Below are 15,698 nucleotides of genomic sequence, written 5' to 3'. Positions count from 1 at the left end.
AGGCCTTTAATAAGGAGCGAATTTTGGTAAATAGCAACCGCCCACTTACTATTGGCCTTGTTGCCGGAGAGACATCTGGCGATATCTTAGGCGCAGGACTCATCCGCGCCTTAAAACAACACGTTCCCAATGCCCGTTTTGTCGGTGTCGCTGGACCACTCATGCAAGCTGAAGGTTGTGAAGCATGGTATGAAATGGAAGAGCTTGCCGTCATGGGAATTGTTGAAGTCCTTGGTCGATTACCTCGCTTATTATCTATACGCAAAGATTTAACTCAGCGTTTTACTGAGTTACAGCCTGATGTGTTTGTTGGTATTGATGCACCTGATTTTAATATCACTCTTGAAGGTCGTTTAAAATCAAAAGGTATTAAAACTATCCATTATGTTAGTCCCTCTGTTTGGGCTTGGCGTCAAAAGCGTGTATTCAAAATTGGTCGCTCAACAAATTTAGTCTTAGCATTTCTCCCATTTGAGAAGGCATTTTATGACCGCTTTGATGTTCCTTGCCGTTTTATTGGGCACACAATGGCGGATTCGATTCCCCTCAACCCAGATAAATACGCGGCACGCGAGCGTTTAAATATCCCAGCAACTGCAAAATGCTTAGCCTTATTACCGGGTAGTCGACATTCTGAAGTGGAGATGCTCAGTGCTGATTTTTTAAAAACCGCTACACTATTAAATAGTCATTTCGATGATTTACATATTGTAGTGCCTTTGGTAAATCAGAAGAGACGTCAGCAATTTGATGAAATAAAGCAGCAGGTTGCTCCTGAATTGAATGTCCATATTCTTGATGGACAAGCTCGCGATGCGATGACTGCGGCTGATGCGACACTTTTAGCATCAGGCACGGCAGCGTTGGAATGTATGCTAACAAAATGTCCAATGGTTGTGGGGTATCGAATGAAACCCTTCACATTCTGGCTTGCAAAGCGCTTAGTTAAAACCCCTTATGTTTCTTTGCCAAACTTATTGGCAGGTAAAGAAATTGTCAAAGAATTACTCCAAGAAGAGTGTCAGCCACAGCAGCTTGCTGCGCAATTACTGCCATTATTGGAAGGTGGTGAAAAAGTGGAAGCGCTGAAGCAAACTTTCTTACAATTGCATCAACTCATTCGTTGTGATGCGGACCAACAAGCCGCAGAGGCTGTACTGGATTTGGTTAGAAAATAATGGAATTTATATACCCGAAAGCCAACTTAATTGCTGGTGTTGATGAAGTCGGTCGTGGACCTTTGGTGGGCGCTGTAGTGACAGCAGCAGTGATTTTAGATCCCAATAATCCTATAGAAGGACTGGCTGATTCAAAAAAGCTCAGTGAAAAGAAACGAGAAAAACTGTTCGATGAAATCAAAGAAAAAGCGCTGTGTTGGTGCATTGGACGTGCTGAACCAGAAGAAATCGATCAGTTGAATATATTGCATGCCACTATGTTGGCGATGCAAAGAGCCGTGGAAGGATTATTGATTAAACCGGAATTTGTTTTGGTGGATGGTAATCGCTGCCCTAAGCTAGATATGCCATCACAGGCAGTAGTCAAAGGCGATAGCTTAGTCCAAGAGATAAGCGCGGCATCTATTCTAGCGAAAGTCGTCAGAGATAGAGAAATGGTTGAGCTCGATAAAGCTTTTCCTGAGTATGGTTTTGCGAAACATAAAGGCTATCCTACAGCGTATCATTTAGAAAAATTAGCTGAATTTGGCGCTACCGAGTTTCATCGTAAAAGCTTCGCGCCTGTAAGACGTGCGTTAGACATTAAATAGTCGGCATAGAAAAATAGGTATAAGGTTAATGGCTTCTCCTCGTTTTATTCATCTACGTGTTCATAGTGACTATTCCATGATTGATGGGCTGGCAAAAACCGGTCCATTAGTCAAAAAAGTTGCCGCCATGGGCATGCCTGCATTTGCCATCACGGATTTTACTAACCTTTGTGGGTTAGTGAAGTTTTATGGTGCGGCTCATGGTGCGGGTATCAAGCCAATCATTGGGGCTGATTTTTATATGGAAAGTGAGCTACTGGGTGATGAGGTTGCTCACTTAACCGTTCTGGCTCGCAATAACGAAGGCTATCAAAACCTCACTTTACTCATCTCCGAAGCATACCAAAAAGGCTATGGCGCCATTGGCCCAACGATTCATCGCGATTGGCTTGTCAAACATAAAGAAGGTTTAATCCTATTATCAGGCGGGCGAAAAGGGGATGTGGGGCAATTTTTACTGCGCGGTAACCAAGCGTTAGTGGATGAAAGCCTTGAATTTTATCAAACACATTTCCCTGATGCTTATTATCTGGAGCTTATACGTACAGGTCGACCTGATGAAGAAAGCTACCTTCATGCGGCGGTTGAGCTGGCAACCCAGCGCGGCCTGCCTGTTGTTGCGACTAACGATGTCTGTTTTATTGAAAGCAGTGATTTTGATGCCCATGAAATTCGTGTCGCTATCCATGATGGTTATACATTAGCAGATCCGAAACGCCCTAAAAATTATAGTCCTCAGCAATACTTACGTACTGAAGAAGAGATGTGTGAGCTGTTTTCCGACATCCCTGAAGCATTAGAAAACAGTGTAGAGATTGCTAAGCGCTGTAACGTAACCATTCGTCTTGGTGAATATTTCCTGCCTAAATTCCCGACTGGGGATATGGAAACAGAAGACTTTTTGGTTATGCGTGCGAAAGAAGGCTTAGAAGAGCGACTCAAATTTTTATTCCCAGACGAAAAAGTGCGGGCTGAAAAGCGTCCTGAATACGATGAGCGTTTAGAAATAGAGCTTAATGTTATCAACCAGATGGGATTCCCTGGTTATTTCTTGATCGTGATGGAGTTTATCCAATGGTCGAAAGATAATGGTGTTCCTGTTGGACCAGGCCGAGGTTCAGGTGCTGGTTCTTTAGTCGCTTATGCCTTAAAAATTACAGACTTAGATCCTCTTGAGCTAGATTTACTGTTTGAGCGTTTCCTAAACCCTGAGCGGGTTTCTATGCCTGACTTCGACGTTGACTTCTGCATGGAAAAACGGGATCAAGTTATTGATCACGTAGCACAAATGTATGGACGAGATGCCGTATCTCAGATTATTACCTTCGGTACGATGGCAGCAAAAGCCGTTATTCGTGACGTAGGGCGTGTGCTTGGTCATCCATATGGTTTCGTGGATCGAATTTCTAAATTAGTTCCTCCTGACCCAGGAATGACTCTCGAGAAAGCGTTTGAAGTTGAGCCGCAACTGCCAGAGATTTATGAGGCAGATGAAGAGGTCAAAGCGCTGATTGATATGGCGCGTAAGCTTGAAGGGGTAACTCGAAACGCCGGTAAACATGCGGGTGGGGTGGTGATTGCCCCAACTAAGATTACTGATTTTGCACCACTCTATTGTGATGCAGAAGGAAATAACCCAGTTACGCAATTTGACAAGAACGATGTTGAATATGCAGGGCTGGTGAAGTTTGACTTCTTAGGTCTCCGAACGCTGACCATCATTAACTGGGCATTGGAAATGATCAATGCCCGTCGAGCGAAGAAAAACTTAGATCCAATTGATATCGCTGCAATTCCATTGGATGACAAAAAAAGCTTCGATATGCTACAGCGCTCAGAAACTACGGCGGTATTCCAGTTGGAATCCCGCGGAATGAAGGATCTGATTAAGCGCCTGCAACCGGACTGCTTTGAAGATATGATCGCATTGGTGGCGTTATTCCGCCCAGGACCATTGCAATCAGGAATGGTAGATAACTTTATCGACCGTAAACATGGACGTGAAGAGATATCATACCCTGATGTGAATTGGCAGCACGAATCATTAAAACCTGTTCTAGAGCCAACTTATGGTATTATCCTATACCAAGAACAGGTTATGCAGATTGCTCAGGTATTAGCGGGTTACACCCTTGGTGGCGCAGATATGCTGCGTCGTGCGATGGGTAAAAAGAAACCTGAAGAGATGGCAAAACAGCGCTCCGTTTTTGAGGAAGGTTCTATCAAAAATGGGGTAGATGGCGAATTGTCGATGAAAATCTTTGACTTGGTGGAGAAATTCGCCGGTTATGGATTTAACAAATCGCACTCGGCTGCTTATGCTCTCGTTTCATACCAAACCTTATGGTTAAAAGCCCATTATCCGGCTGAATTTATGGCAGCAGTAATGACTGCGGATATGGATAATACCGAAAAAGTGGTGGGACTGGTTGACGAATGCTGGCGTATGGGCTTAAAAGTATTGCCGCCAGATATCAATAGCGGGCTATATCACTTCCATGTGAATGATGAAGGTGAGATAGTTTACGGAATTGGTGCGATTAAAGGCGTCGGAGAAGGTCCAATTGAGGCGATCATTGAGGCTCGCCAACAAGGCGGGATCTTCAAAGAAATTTTTGATCTTTGTGCCCGAGTGGATATTAAAAAGATCAACCGCCGTGTGATGGAAAAACTGATCATGGCAGGGGCTTTCGATCATTTAGGTCCTCATCGTGCTGCGTTAATGTCTTCCCTTGAGGATGCATTAAAAGCTGCTGATCAGCATGCAAAAGCTGAAGCTATCGGGCAAGGCGATATGTTTGGTGTTCTTGCTGAAGCCCCTGAACAAGTTGAAAGCTCTTACGCAAGTGTACCGAAATGGCCTGAACAAGTCGTGCTTGATGGTGAGCGTGAAACATTGGGGCTGTATTTGACAGGTCACCCAATAACGCGATACTTAAGTGAGATAGAGCGTTATACGAATGGTTTGAGATTAAAAGATGTGAACCCAACCCCTCGTGGTCAAGTGACAACTGTGGTAGGTTTAGTGCTCTCTGCAAAAGTGATCACCACGAAGCGTGGGAACAGAATTGGGATTTGTACGCTTGATGATCGTTCCGGTCGTCTGGATATTATGTTATTTTCAGATGCGCTGGATAAATACCAACATATGTTGGAAAAAGACAATATTTTGATTGCCACCGGTCAGGTCAGCTTTGATGATTTCAATGGTGGTAATAAAATGACAGTGCGCGAATTGATGGATATCGGAGAAGCAAGGGAGAAATATGCGCGCGGCCTTGCAATATCGTTGTCCGATAAACAAATTAACGATCAATTACTGAATCGGCTTCGTAATGCTCTTGAACCTCACCGCTCAGGCACGATACCGGTTCATTTGTATTATCAGAAGGATGATGCCAGAGCTAAGCTCAAGTTTGGCGTTGTTTGGCGTGTGACACCCGTGGATCCCCTTCTGAACGACCTTCGAACTCTGCTGGGTAGTGAGCAGGTAGAATTAGAATTTGACTAAAATAGGAATATTATGAGTCTGGACTTTCTTGATTTTGAACAGCCAATTGCTGAATTAGAGGCGAAAATCGATTCCCTAACCGCAGTTAGCCGTCAAGATAACAATTTAGAAGTCAACCTAGATGAAGAGGTTGCCCGCTTACGTGAAAAAAGTGTTGAACTGACACGTAAGATTTTCTCTGATCTGGGAGCTTGGCAAATTGCTAAACTCGCTCGTCACCCACGTCGTCCTTATTCTTTGGATTATATTTCCCGTATTTTTACGGACTACCAAGAATTAGCGGGTGATCGTGCTTATGCCGATGATAAAGCGATTATTGGTGGTCTGGCTCGTTTAGATGGGCGCCCTGTGATGGTTATTGGTCATCAAAAAGGTCGTGAAACCAAAGAGAAAATTCGTCGTAACTTTGGTATGCCAGCGCCAGAAGGTTATCGTAAAGCACTGCGTTTAATGGAAATGGCTGAGCGTTTTAATCTGCCAATTATTACCTTCATCGATACCCCAGGTGCATACCCAGGCGTTGGTGCTGAAGAACGTGGTCAATCAGAAGCAATTGCACGTAACTTACGTGAGATGTCTCGCTTATCCGTTCCTGTGATCTGTACTGTAATTGGCGAAGGTGGCTCTGGTGGGGCATTAGCGATTGGTGTTGGTGATAAAGTGAATATGCTGCAATACAGTACTTATTCTGTTATCTCACCAGAAGGCTGTGCATCTATTTTGTGGAAAAGTGCAGATAAAGCACCATTAGCAGCTGATGCGATGGGAATTACAGCGCCTCGTTTAAAAGAACTGAAGTTAATCGACAGTGTGATCCCAGAACCTCTGGGTGGTGCTCATCGTAACTACGATGAAATTGCTGAATCTCTGAAAGCACAACTCACGCAAGACTTGAGTGAGTTAGATACGTTGGATGTAGAAGCACTGAAAAATCGTCGTTATCAACGTCTGATGGGATATGGTTACTGCTAATTAGCTAACCTATTAAGTGCAATCCATTCTATTTTGAAACGGGAGTCGGTTTAGCCAGCTCCCGTTTTTTATTATCTTTAATATAAAATTGAATTAAGAAGTGAGTGGAATAAAGGGAAGATAATGGCGAAATCCTCACAGCATATTCTCGCAACAGTTCGAGAAAAAATCGGAAGCTACCGAAAAATTCTGGTTGGATTCAGTGGTGGTATCGACTCCACGGTATTACTTCATGCTCTTTATCAGATAAAAATCAGTGAATTACCGTCATTAGAAATCCGCGCCATTCATGTTCATCATGGTTTAAATATACAAGCGGATAAGTGGGAAGCTCACTGCGCTTCATTGTGTCAGAAATGGGATATTCCATTTATTTGTCGGCATGTGACGGTGGAGGGAAGCAATAAAGGGATTGAAGCAGCTGCTAGAGCCGAACGTTATCAAGCTTATCGCGAAGAGCTACTCGAAGATGAGATTATCGTGACGGCTCAGCATCTTGATGACCAAGCTGAAACAGTTATGTTGGCGCTTAAACGAGGAAGTGGTCCTACAGGGCTTTCTGCCATGCCGGAATCACTTGCTTTTCAAGCTAAATGTGGAAATACGGTCCTGCTACGCCCTCTACTCACGATTTCTCGTCATGCGTTGGAACATTACCGTGCTGAGCAGCAATTGCCTTGGGTTGAAGATGATAGTAACCAGGATGACCGTTATGATCGTAACTTTCTCCGTTTACATATCATGCCAAGGTTATCGGAACGCTGGCCACATTTTGCCAATGCAGTTTCTCGCAGTGCCTCATTGTGTGCAGAACAAGAAGCGCTATTGGATGAATTACTGCAAGATTCACTTGATGAGATTATCGATTATCGTGGCGGGTTATATATTGACGGGCTTGTTCACTGTTCAGTTGCCAAGCGTAACGCCTTAATCCGCAGGTGGATTGGCCTTCATCAGCTAGCCATGCCACCCTTTAATCAATTGGAACGTATATGGCAGGAAGTGGCACTTGCTCGGCAGGATGCAGAACCTATCTGTCGTTTGGGTAACGTGGAAATTCGCCGTTATCAAGGGGCTCTGTGGGTGGTTAAGCGCATTAATAGCCTGATGGGGAAACAATATCAGTGGAATTATCCTGAGGATTATTTATTACCTGAATCACTGGGGATGCTGGTTGTGATGGAGGGAGAAGGGCAGATCCGTCCCCCACAAGAAAACGAAGTTGTCACTATCCGTTTTGGTTTACAAGGTTCACTAAGTATTGTCGGTCGAAATCATTCACGTAGCAGTAAAAAGATTTGGCAAGAACTTGGTGTTGCACCATGGATGCGAGAACGAACGCCACTTATTTACTATAACGATACGTTAATTTGCGCGGTGGGGTGTTTTATTACACCTGATGGATTTGTGGGTGAGAACAATGTGGGTATTGCTATTGATTGGCAAAATTCTGAGCACTGGATAAATAACGGTGAGTTTTCAAGTGAGTTATTTCAGTAGCGGTTCTAAAATTAGAAACCCCTTATGACTGTGATTATCATAAGGGGTATAGAAGAAACTCAGAAAACGAGGATTAGTGAGAGTGGTCGACAACGATAGTGCCGATTTCAGGATGACTGAAGGATGAGATAATATCCAGTCGTAGCTCCTTGGTACCTTCCTGCGTAATTAGGACGAGGTACTCAATTTTTTTTCGTAGGAGCAAATCACTGGCTTGCCCTTCAATATTCTCGCCGTCATTAAGCTTAATTTGCAGCTTTAATTGACGCTGGCATGCGATTTCTAGATATTCGTAATCATCACAATTGATTGGTTGATATTCATTATCTGTAGACATATTCCCTCACCACTGTGTTAGTGGCGGTTATTGCCGCCTTGAACATGTTTGTCTTATCTAAAAACACTAAGCGTTTATCGACTCATCAAAAAGAACTAAGTCAGATGTGCTTCGTTCGATAATAGCATAGTAATTTAATAACTATAATCAGTGACGTGGGAAAAGGAAAATTCTTATTCATTAAACTGATGTCTTTAGCTGGTTATTTATCCTATTGTAAATTTTTGCATACCTTATTTTTTTATTCTTTGAGATGCTATGATGTCTTAATAAGCGAAACTGTGATAATTGAATGATCTGAAGGGAATTATAATGAAGAAAGCACTTTTATTGGCTCTTATTTCGGCGGGCGCCGTGGCACTATCCGGTTGTCAAAGTAGTGTGAATGAAGCGAATTTTGCACCTGTAGACCATGTTTATAGTGGTGTGCTTCCTTGTGCGGATTGTTCTGGTATTGAAGCGACATTATTGGTTAATCCAGATGGCAGTTATGTTGAGCAATTACTCTATTTAGAGACGCGTGAAGGCAACCAAATGTTCCATGAAACTGGAAATTGGTCCAGTGCTGACAGTGTATTAACGCTGACTAACTCAAAAGCAGAGCGTACCTACTTTGCTCAATCTCCAGATAATCAATCGATCACCCTGTTAGATATAGAAGGAAAGGCGATTGAAAGCTCAATGAACCATACATTGAAACAAGTTACGCCGAGTAAAAAACGCGGTGAATATCGTTATATGGCGGATGCTGCGGTATTTACTGAATGTGAATCTGGACGTAAATATGCGACATCAGGTATTGAGCTAGAAAAAGCATATAGTGATACTGATGTGGATGGCGGTACGCCAGTTTATTTAGAGGCGGATGGCTATTATTCTGTGCGCCCATCAATGGAAGATGGTCAATTTGATTCTGCATTTATTCCTACAGGGAATATTCAGTTTGATAAAACGAAATCTTGCAAATAATCTGAATTTATTCTGATCACATCATAAAAAAGCTCAGAGACAGTGAACTGAACTCTGAGCTTTTATTATTTAAGGCTCAATTAACGATTATTTAGCTAATTTTTCTTTCAGGAAGCTAACCACGTTATCTAAGCCAACCAGTTGTTTATCATCACTACGGCGTGATTTATATTCAACTTGGTTAGTATCTAAGTTGCGGTCACCAATAACGATAGTGTATGGAACACCAATCAGTTCCATATCTGCAAACATGACGCCTGGACGCTCTTTACGGTCATCGAAAATGACATCGATGCCTTGTGCTTTCAGGTCTGCATACAGTTTTTCTGCAACTTCTTTTACGCGATATGACTTATGCATGTTCATGGGTAAAATGGCGACATGGAATGGTGCAATAGCATCAGGCCAAATAATCCCACGGTCATCATGACTCTGCTCAATCGCAGCTGCGACGATACGCGTTACACCAATACCATAGCAACCCATTGTTACTATTTGATTATGACCTTCTTCGTTTTGCACTGATGCTTTCATCGCTTCAGAATATTTGGTGCCTAACTGGAAGATATGACCAACTTCAATCCCGCGTTTAATCAGCAGGGTACCTTTACCATCTGGGCTTGGATCACCCTCAACCACATTACGTAAGTCATAAACTTCAGGTAATTTCAGGTCACGTTCCCAGTTGATGCCAAAATAATGTTTGCCATCAATATTTGCACCCGCACCAAAATCACTCATCACCGCAACACTGCGATCAATGACGATTGGCATTGGCATATTGACAGGGCCTAAAGAGCCTGGACCTGCATTTACGACTTTACGGATTTCTTCTTCAGACGCAAATTGCAATGGGCTTGCCACTAACGGGTGTTTCTCTGCTTTTATTTCATTCAGTTCATGGTCACCACGAATTAATAGGGCAACTAAAGTATGACCAGAATCTTTTTCTGCATGAACAATCAGAGTCTTAACTGTTTTTTCGATTGGCAGATTAAACTGTTCAACTAATTCAGCGATCGTTTTTGCATTTGGGGTATCGACTAAATGCATTTCTTGGCTAGGTGCTGCACGCTGCACATTTGGTGCAACAGCTTCAGCGAATTCGATGTTCGCCGCAAAATCAGATTCGGTGGAGAACACTACGTCGTCTTCACCGCTTTGTGCCAAGACTTGGAATTCGTGAGAAGCATTACCACCGATAGAACCCGTGTCTGCGTGTACTGCACGGAAATCAAAGCCAATTCGGGTGAAAATCTTGCTATAAGCTTCATACATTGCATCGTAAGTTTCTTGCAATGATTCTTGGCTCGTGTGGAATGAGTATGCATCTTTCATGATAAATTCACGAGAACGCATAACACCGAAACGAGGACGAACTTCATCACGGAACTTGGTTTGAATTTGGAATAAATTCAATGGCAATTGCTTGTATGAAGTGATTTCGTTACGCACTAAATCCGTGATAACTTCTTCGTGAGTTGGACCTAAAACAAACGGACGCTCTCCGCGATCGACAAAGCGCAGTAACTCAGGACCATATTGTTCCCAACGTCCACTTTCTTGCCATAAGTCAGCAGGTTGAACGACGGGTAAAGATACCTCGATTGCGCCTGCATTTTCCATTTCCTCACGAACGATGTTTTCAACTTTACGCAGAACACGCACGCCAGTGGGTAACCAGTCATACAGACCAGAAGCAAGTTTACGGATCATCCCTGCACGCAGCATCAGTTTATGGCTGATAACTTCTGCATCCGCAGGGGTCTCTTTTAGAGTTGAGAGCAGATATTTGCTAGTACGCATTGTATAGGTTCCATTAGAACAACAAATTATGGTAGGCGTTGAGCCTACCCAATAATTTAAAGCTGCTAAGCAGCGGAATAAAGAGCTAGTCTACCAGTGACGATGCTTTGTCAAAAGAGGTTAACGCGATTTTTCGTTATGTTCGATGGCAAACACGTCAGTGATATTGTCAATCACTCGCCAGCGTACATTGAAATCTAATAAATGAACCGCGTAATCACGAGCTTCATTGGACTGTTTTTTATAGGCAGGACGAGGGTCTTGCTTTAATACTTGCTCAATAAAAGCCGCTAACCCAGGATAACGTGATTGATATTTAGCTAACTCAAGTTGAACGAGAGGGCTAAATATAACTTGCATATCTTCTGATGGAGCTTCTTGAGCATAACCGGCTTTCGCTGTTGTGACTGCTTCAGCAAAAGGAAGGTAAGGTTTGATATCCACCACGGGGGTTCCATCAACTAAATCAAGGCTACCAAGTTCAAGGATGACTTGGTGGTTATCGATAGTCACATCTTTTAATTCAACTAATGACATCCCAATTGGGTTAGGTCGAAATGTAGAGCGTGTTGCAAATACACCCATCTTATCGTTACCACCTAAGCGAGGAGGGCGCACTAAAGGTTTCCAACCCCCATCCATTGTTTGGTGAAAAACAAATAAAACCCAAATATGACTAAATTGAGTTAATCCTCTAACGGCATTTGGGTCATTGTAAGGCGAGTGTAGATGTAAGCGCCCAAAGCCGTTTTGGACCAGCCCAGGCTGGCGAGGAATGGCAAACTTTTCTTTATAAGGAGATTCGATATGCCCAATAACATTAAATTGAAAAGATTGCATAAGTTGATTATTCAACAATTTTAAGTGCACTACCTTCACATACCGTTGCTTGGTAACAACCCGGCGCTGATTTGGTTTGGCACTGATGTAATAACACGGCATCCGCAGCGATATAAGCGGCTTGCGTCAACATGCTGTTTTTTGCAGAGTCTAGATTAATAGGAGGACTCTTTGCATTTTTTCTGCATGACTCTCCAGAAACAATACCTAAATCACGAAATGGCATTCCTAATAATTCTTCAGGGCTGTTCATTAACTTAATGTTTTCTGCACTGACATCTTCTTCAGTTTCTACAGGTAAAGGTTTCGACAGTTTCATACTCGAAAACCCTTTATTCATGCTTGGACTGGTGTATTGATTAATTCCGCACCCAGCTAAAGCAAATGTAGCGAGGGCGAGCAAAAACAATCTCATAAATATTACCTTTTTATTATCTGCGCGAACGCATTAATTATGTAATCGGTTTAATAAAAAATGCTAGGTGACATAACGTCACCTAGCATTTTATACACATTCTATTTAAGAGAAAAGCTTACCAGCCTTTAACTGCACCACCATCGAATACTTCATTAGCTTTTTCTGCGACTTCATTAGATTGATATGCTTGAATAAACTTCTTCACATTCTCGCTATCTTTATTATCTTCACGGGTCACAATAATGTTCACGTATGGTGAATCTTTATCTTCAACAAACAGACCATCTTTTGCTGGAGTCAGTTTTGGTGTTGCGCTGCTTGCCCACGTTGTATTGATGATAGCCAATGCAATTTTTTGGTCATCCAGAGCACGCGGTAACTGAGGTGCTTCTAATTCAACAAATTTTAAGCCTTTTGGATTTTCAACAACATCCAATACTGTTGGCATTAAACCTGTGCCATCTTTTAACTTAATTAAACCTTGTTTTTGCAGTAACAGTAATGAGCGACCTAAGTTTGTCGGGTCATTCGGCAGAGCAACCTGCGAACCATCTGCTAGTTCATCAATAGATTTAATTTGTTTAGAGTATCCTGCGATTGGATAAATAAAAGTATTTCCAACAGGCACTAATTTGTAATTGCGATCTTTAATTTGTTGATCCAAATAAGGCTTATGTTGGAATGCATTAGCATCAATATCACCTTTGCTTAATGCTTCATTTGGTAATACGAAGTCATTGAAAGAGACGAGCTCAACATTCAGACCATATTTTTCTTTAGCAACTTTTTGTGCAACTTCAGCAACTTCAAATTCTTTGCCCATGATCACACCGACTTTGATGCTATTTGGATCTTTTTGTTTTTCACCACAGCCAGCGAGAGCTAATGTTCCTAACAGCGCGCCAACTACTGCAATTGATTTTAACTTAATAGACATAACTTACCCCTTTAGACACTATTTATAGCACCTTAACTACTGTGTAGCGTTTTTTGGCGCTGCTATTGTTTCTGACTATCTATATGACGGACTATTTATGTGACACTTTTTTCATTAGATATTCACCGGTGAACTGAATGATGAATACTAAGACAATTAATAGAACAAGTACGGTATTCATAACTAATGGATTATAAGTATAGTACCCATATTGCATTGCAATTTGTCCTAATCCACCGGAACCTACTGCACCACCCATTGCGGAATAACCAACTAACATAATTAATGTAATGGTTGCTGCGTTAATTAACCCCGGTAAAGATTCTGGCAGTAATACTTTGCGGATAATCTGTAACGGTGTTGCACCCATAGCGCGTGATGCTTCAATTAAACCATTCGGTACTTCTAATAATGCGTTTTCAACCATGCGAGCAATAAATGGAATTGCACCAACAGTCAATGGAACAATCGCCCCTTCGATACCAATCGCAGAACCTACGATGAATTTGGTAAACGGGCTGATCCAGACTAATAAAATAATAAACGGTATTGAGCGGAATACGTTCACGACAGCAGAAATAACGCTATACAGAACGGTGTTTTCCATCACTTGCCCACGACGAGTGACATAAAGTAGGACGCCTGTCGGGATACCTAAAATAAAACCTAAAATTGCAGAAACGAAAGTCATGATAATCGTATCAATCGTTCCTGAAATAAGCAGTGAAATCATTCCCTCAGACATAACCTAAAACCTCAACTTTCACATGGTGCTCTTTCAAAAATGTAATTGTGGATTCCACGCTATCATGTAAACCGTGTAATTCAGCCAACATCACTCCAAATTTAACGCCACCGGCATAATCAATCTGAGAGCTTAAAATATTAATATCGATATCAAATTTACGAACAGCCATAGAAATTAATGGAGCATCTACGGATTGCCCTGTAAATTCCAGCTTCAGCAATGGAGATAAATCTTTACCAGGTTCACTTTGTAGGCGCTCTTTATAGTCATCCGGAATATCAATAACGAGTGTTGATTTAATAAATGCTTGAGCGACAGGTGTTTTCGGGTGAGAGAAAACTTCACTGACTTTATCTTGCTCGATGAGCTGACCACCGCTGATCACGGCAACTTGGTCGCAAATTCGTTTTACCACATCCATTTCGTGGGTGATTAATAAAATCGTTAACCCTAAGCGGCGGTTTATATCTTTCAGTAATTCTAAAATAGAACGAGTGGTCGCTGGGTCTAATGCGCTTGTTGCTTCATCACATAATAAAACTTTTGGTGAATTAGCCAAAGCACGCGCGATAGCAACACGTTGCTTTTGACCACCAGACAGGTTGGCTGGATAAGCATCTTTTTTTTCAGATAAACCGACCAACTCCAGTAATTCATTAACACGCTGTTTAATCGTTTCTTTCGGTGTATTGTCTAACTCTAATGGCAATGCCACGTTATCAAACACAGTGCGTGAAGATAATAGATTAAAGTGCTGAAAAATCATGCCAATACCACGGCGTGCTTTCGTTAGCGCTTTTTCTGGCAGAGAGGTTAAATCTTGCCCATCAACAATGACTTGCCCTGATGTTGGACGTTCCAGCATATTCACACAACGAATTAAGGTACTTTTACCTGCGCCGGATGCACCAATAACACCATATATTTGACCAGCAGGAACATGCAGGCTGATATCAGTCAGTGCCTGTATATTGCGATTTCCTTGCTGGAACACTTTATTAATATTTGAGAGCTTTATCATTCTATCTTCTATTCTCTGACGAATTATATTTTAGATACTGTATCTAACATGCATTGGATGTTAAGGCGTCTAGACGTCTAAGTCAATAAAGTTTGATGGATTTATTCTATTCTCATTTCATTTCTTTTCGTGAGATACTAAAAACCATTTCAGTTTGAGGAGTAAAGCAGTGAGCAAAGGTATTCCAGCAGTCTTTCTAGATAGAGATGGCACAATTAATATCGATCATGGTTATGTACATCAAATCGATGATTTTGAATTTATCGAAGGCTCTATTGAAGCTATGGTTGAACTCAAAAAAATGGGATATGCATTAGTTGTCGTGACTAATCAATCTGGTATTGGCCGTGGTATCTATACTGAAGACCAGTTTATGACGCTAACTGAGTGGATGGATTGGTCTCTTGCCGACCGTGGTGTTGATTTAGATGGTATCTATTTCTGCCCTCATCACCCGGATGCAACAGTAGAAGAATATAAGCAAGAATGTAATTGCCGCAAACCAAAACCAGGAATGCTCTTAGATGCCCAGCAATTTTTAAACATTGATATGGCTTCTTCTATTATGGTTGGCGACAAGCTTGCAGATATGCAAGCGGGCAAAGCGGCTCTTGTGGGGACAAATGTATTAGTAAAAAGCGGAGAACCTGTTACAGATGACGCTATTGCGAGTGCAGATCTGGTGATTAATAGCCTTGCAGACCTGCCAAAAGCCTTAAAAAGCATCACAAAGTAACCGTTTTGGGTGATAAATCAGCACTTGGAAATTATTTTAAAAAAAACACTTGCGAGATTTTGGGAGCTCCCTATAATGCGCATCCGTTGTCACGACAAACCGGCTCGAAGAAAACCTCGAAGCCCCGTGATAACA

General features: G+C 42.0%; 14 protein-coding genes. 7 read left to right on the top strand and 7 right to left on the bottom strand.

The window, feature by feature from the left end:
• Positions 1 to 23: 23 nt before the first annotated feature.
• The 5 genes from lpxB to tilS all read left to right on the top strand — a co-directional run bounded on the left by lpxB (position 24) and on the right by tilS (position 7,751).
• Positions 24 to 1,178 (top strand): lipid-A-disaccharide synthase, encoded by a 1,155-nt coding sequence (gene lpxB, locus PR766_RS06535; RefSeq protein WP_006658397.1) that lies wholly within the window; start codon positions 24 to 26, stop codon positions 1,176 to 1,178.
• Positions 1,178 to 1,768, top strand: coding sequence for a ribonuclease HII (gene rnhB, locus PR766_RS06530; RefSeq protein ID WP_006658396.1), 591 nt, complete (start codon positions 1,178 to 1,180; stop codon positions 1,766 to 1,768). The genes lpxB and rnhB overlap by 1 nt, the downstream gene beginning before the upstream one ends.
• A gap of 28 nt (positions 1,769 to 1,796) precedes the next feature.
• Positions 1,797 to 5,279, top strand: a complete 3,483-nt coding sequence (gene dnaE / locus PR766_RS06525; RefSeq protein WP_154636128.1) for a DNA polymerase III subunit alpha — start codon at positions 1,797 to 1,799, stop codon at positions 5,277 to 5,279.
• 12 nt (positions 5,280 to 5,291) lie between these two features.
• Positions 5,292 to 6,251: an acetyl-CoA carboxylase carboxyl transferase subunit alpha gene (accA, locus tag PR766_RS06520; protein WP_036979569.1), complete on the top strand. Its 960-nt coding sequence runs from the start codon at positions 5,292 to 5,294 to the stop codon at positions 6,249 to 6,251.
• Positions 6,252 to 6,374: 123 nt separating this feature from the next.
• Complete coding sequence (gene tilS, locus PR766_RS06515; protein WP_036962736.1) at positions 6,375 to 7,751, top strand: tRNA lysidine(34) synthetase TilS; 1,377 nt, start codon at positions 6,375 to 6,377, stop codon at positions 7,749 to 7,751.
• Between the two features lie 73 nt (positions 7,752 to 7,824).
• Here tilS and rof read toward each other — a convergent pair whose 3' ends face one another.
• On the bottom strand, positions 7,825 to 8,088 hold the full coding sequence (gene rof / locus PR766_RS06510) for a Rho-binding antiterminator (RefSeq protein ID WP_006658392.1): 264 nt from the start codon (positions 8,086 to 8,088) through the stop codon (positions 7,825 to 7,827).
• Positions 8,089 to 8,400: 312 nt separating this feature from the next.
• On the opposite strand from rof, the gene PR766_RS06505 reads away from it, so the two are divergent.
• A complete protein-coding gene (locus PR766_RS06505; RefSeq protein WP_006658391.1) occupies positions 8,401 to 9,057 on the top strand; it encodes a copper resistance protein NlpE N-terminal domain-containing protein in 657 nt (218 codons plus the stop codon).
• 87 nt (positions 9,058 to 9,144) lie between these two features.
• Here PR766_RS06505 and proS read toward each other — a convergent pair whose 3' ends face one another.
• The 6 genes from proS to metN all read right to left on the bottom strand — a co-directional run bounded on the left by proS (position 9,145) and on the right by metN (position 14,827).
• Positions 9,145 to 10,863 (bottom strand): proline--tRNA ligase, encoded by a 1,719-nt coding sequence (gene proS, locus PR766_RS06500; RefSeq protein ID WP_006658390.1) that lies wholly within the window; start codon positions 10,861 to 10,863, stop codon positions 9,145 to 9,147.
• A gap of 120 nt (positions 10,864 to 10,983) precedes the next feature.
• The gene (gene tsaA, locus PR766_RS06495) at positions 10,984 to 11,703 is read right to left on the bottom strand and encodes a tRNA (N6-threonylcarbamoyladenosine(37)-N6)-methyltransferase TrmO (protein ID WP_036962733.1); all 720 of its coding nucleotides are present in this window, start codon (positions 11,701 to 11,703) and stop codon (positions 10,984 to 10,986) included.
• A 7-nt stretch (positions 11,704 to 11,710) separates the two neighbouring features.
• Positions 11,711 to 12,118 (bottom strand): Rcs stress response system protein RcsF, encoded by a 408-nt coding sequence (gene rcsF, locus PR766_RS06490; RefSeq protein WP_006658388.1) that lies wholly within the window; start codon positions 12,116 to 12,118, stop codon positions 11,711 to 11,713.
• 118 nt (positions 12,119 to 12,236) lie between these two features.
• A complete protein-coding gene (locus tag PR766_RS06485) occupies positions 12,237 to 13,058 on the bottom strand; it encodes a MetQ/NlpA family lipoprotein (RefSeq protein ID WP_006658387.1) in 822 nt (273 codons plus the stop codon).
• A 91-nt stretch (positions 13,059 to 13,149) separates the two neighbouring features.
• Positions 13,150 to 13,803 (bottom strand): methionine ABC transporter permease MetI, encoded by a 654-nt coding sequence (gene metI / locus PR766_RS06480; RefSeq protein ID WP_036968878.1) that lies wholly within the window; start codon positions 13,801 to 13,803, stop codon positions 13,150 to 13,152.
• Positions 13,796 to 14,827, bottom strand: a complete 1,032-nt coding sequence (gene metN, locus PR766_RS06475; protein ID WP_036975983.1) for a methionine ABC transporter ATP-binding protein MetN — start codon at positions 14,825 to 14,827, stop codon at positions 13,796 to 13,798. Before metN ends, metI begins: the two co-directional genes overlap by 8 nt.
• Positions 14,828 to 14,996: 169 nt before the next feature.
• Between metN and gmhB the strand changes: the two genes are divergently transcribed.
• The gene (gene gmhB, locus PR766_RS06470; RefSeq protein ID WP_230086778.1) at positions 14,997 to 15,563 is read left to right on the top strand and encodes a D-glycero-beta-D-manno-heptose 1,7-bisphosphate 7-phosphatase; all 567 of its coding nucleotides are present in this window, start codon (positions 14,997 to 14,999) and stop codon (positions 15,561 to 15,563) included.
• The last annotated feature ends 135 nt before the right edge of the window (positions 15,564 to 15,698 follow it).

The sequence above is a fragment of the Providencia sp. PROV208 genome, from assembly GCF_028479465.1.
Lineage (GTDB): Bacteria > Pseudomonadota > Gammaproteobacteria > Enterobacterales > Enterobacteriaceae > Providencia > Providencia alcalifaciens.
This window is presented reverse-complemented; position numbering and strand designations above follow the sequence as displayed.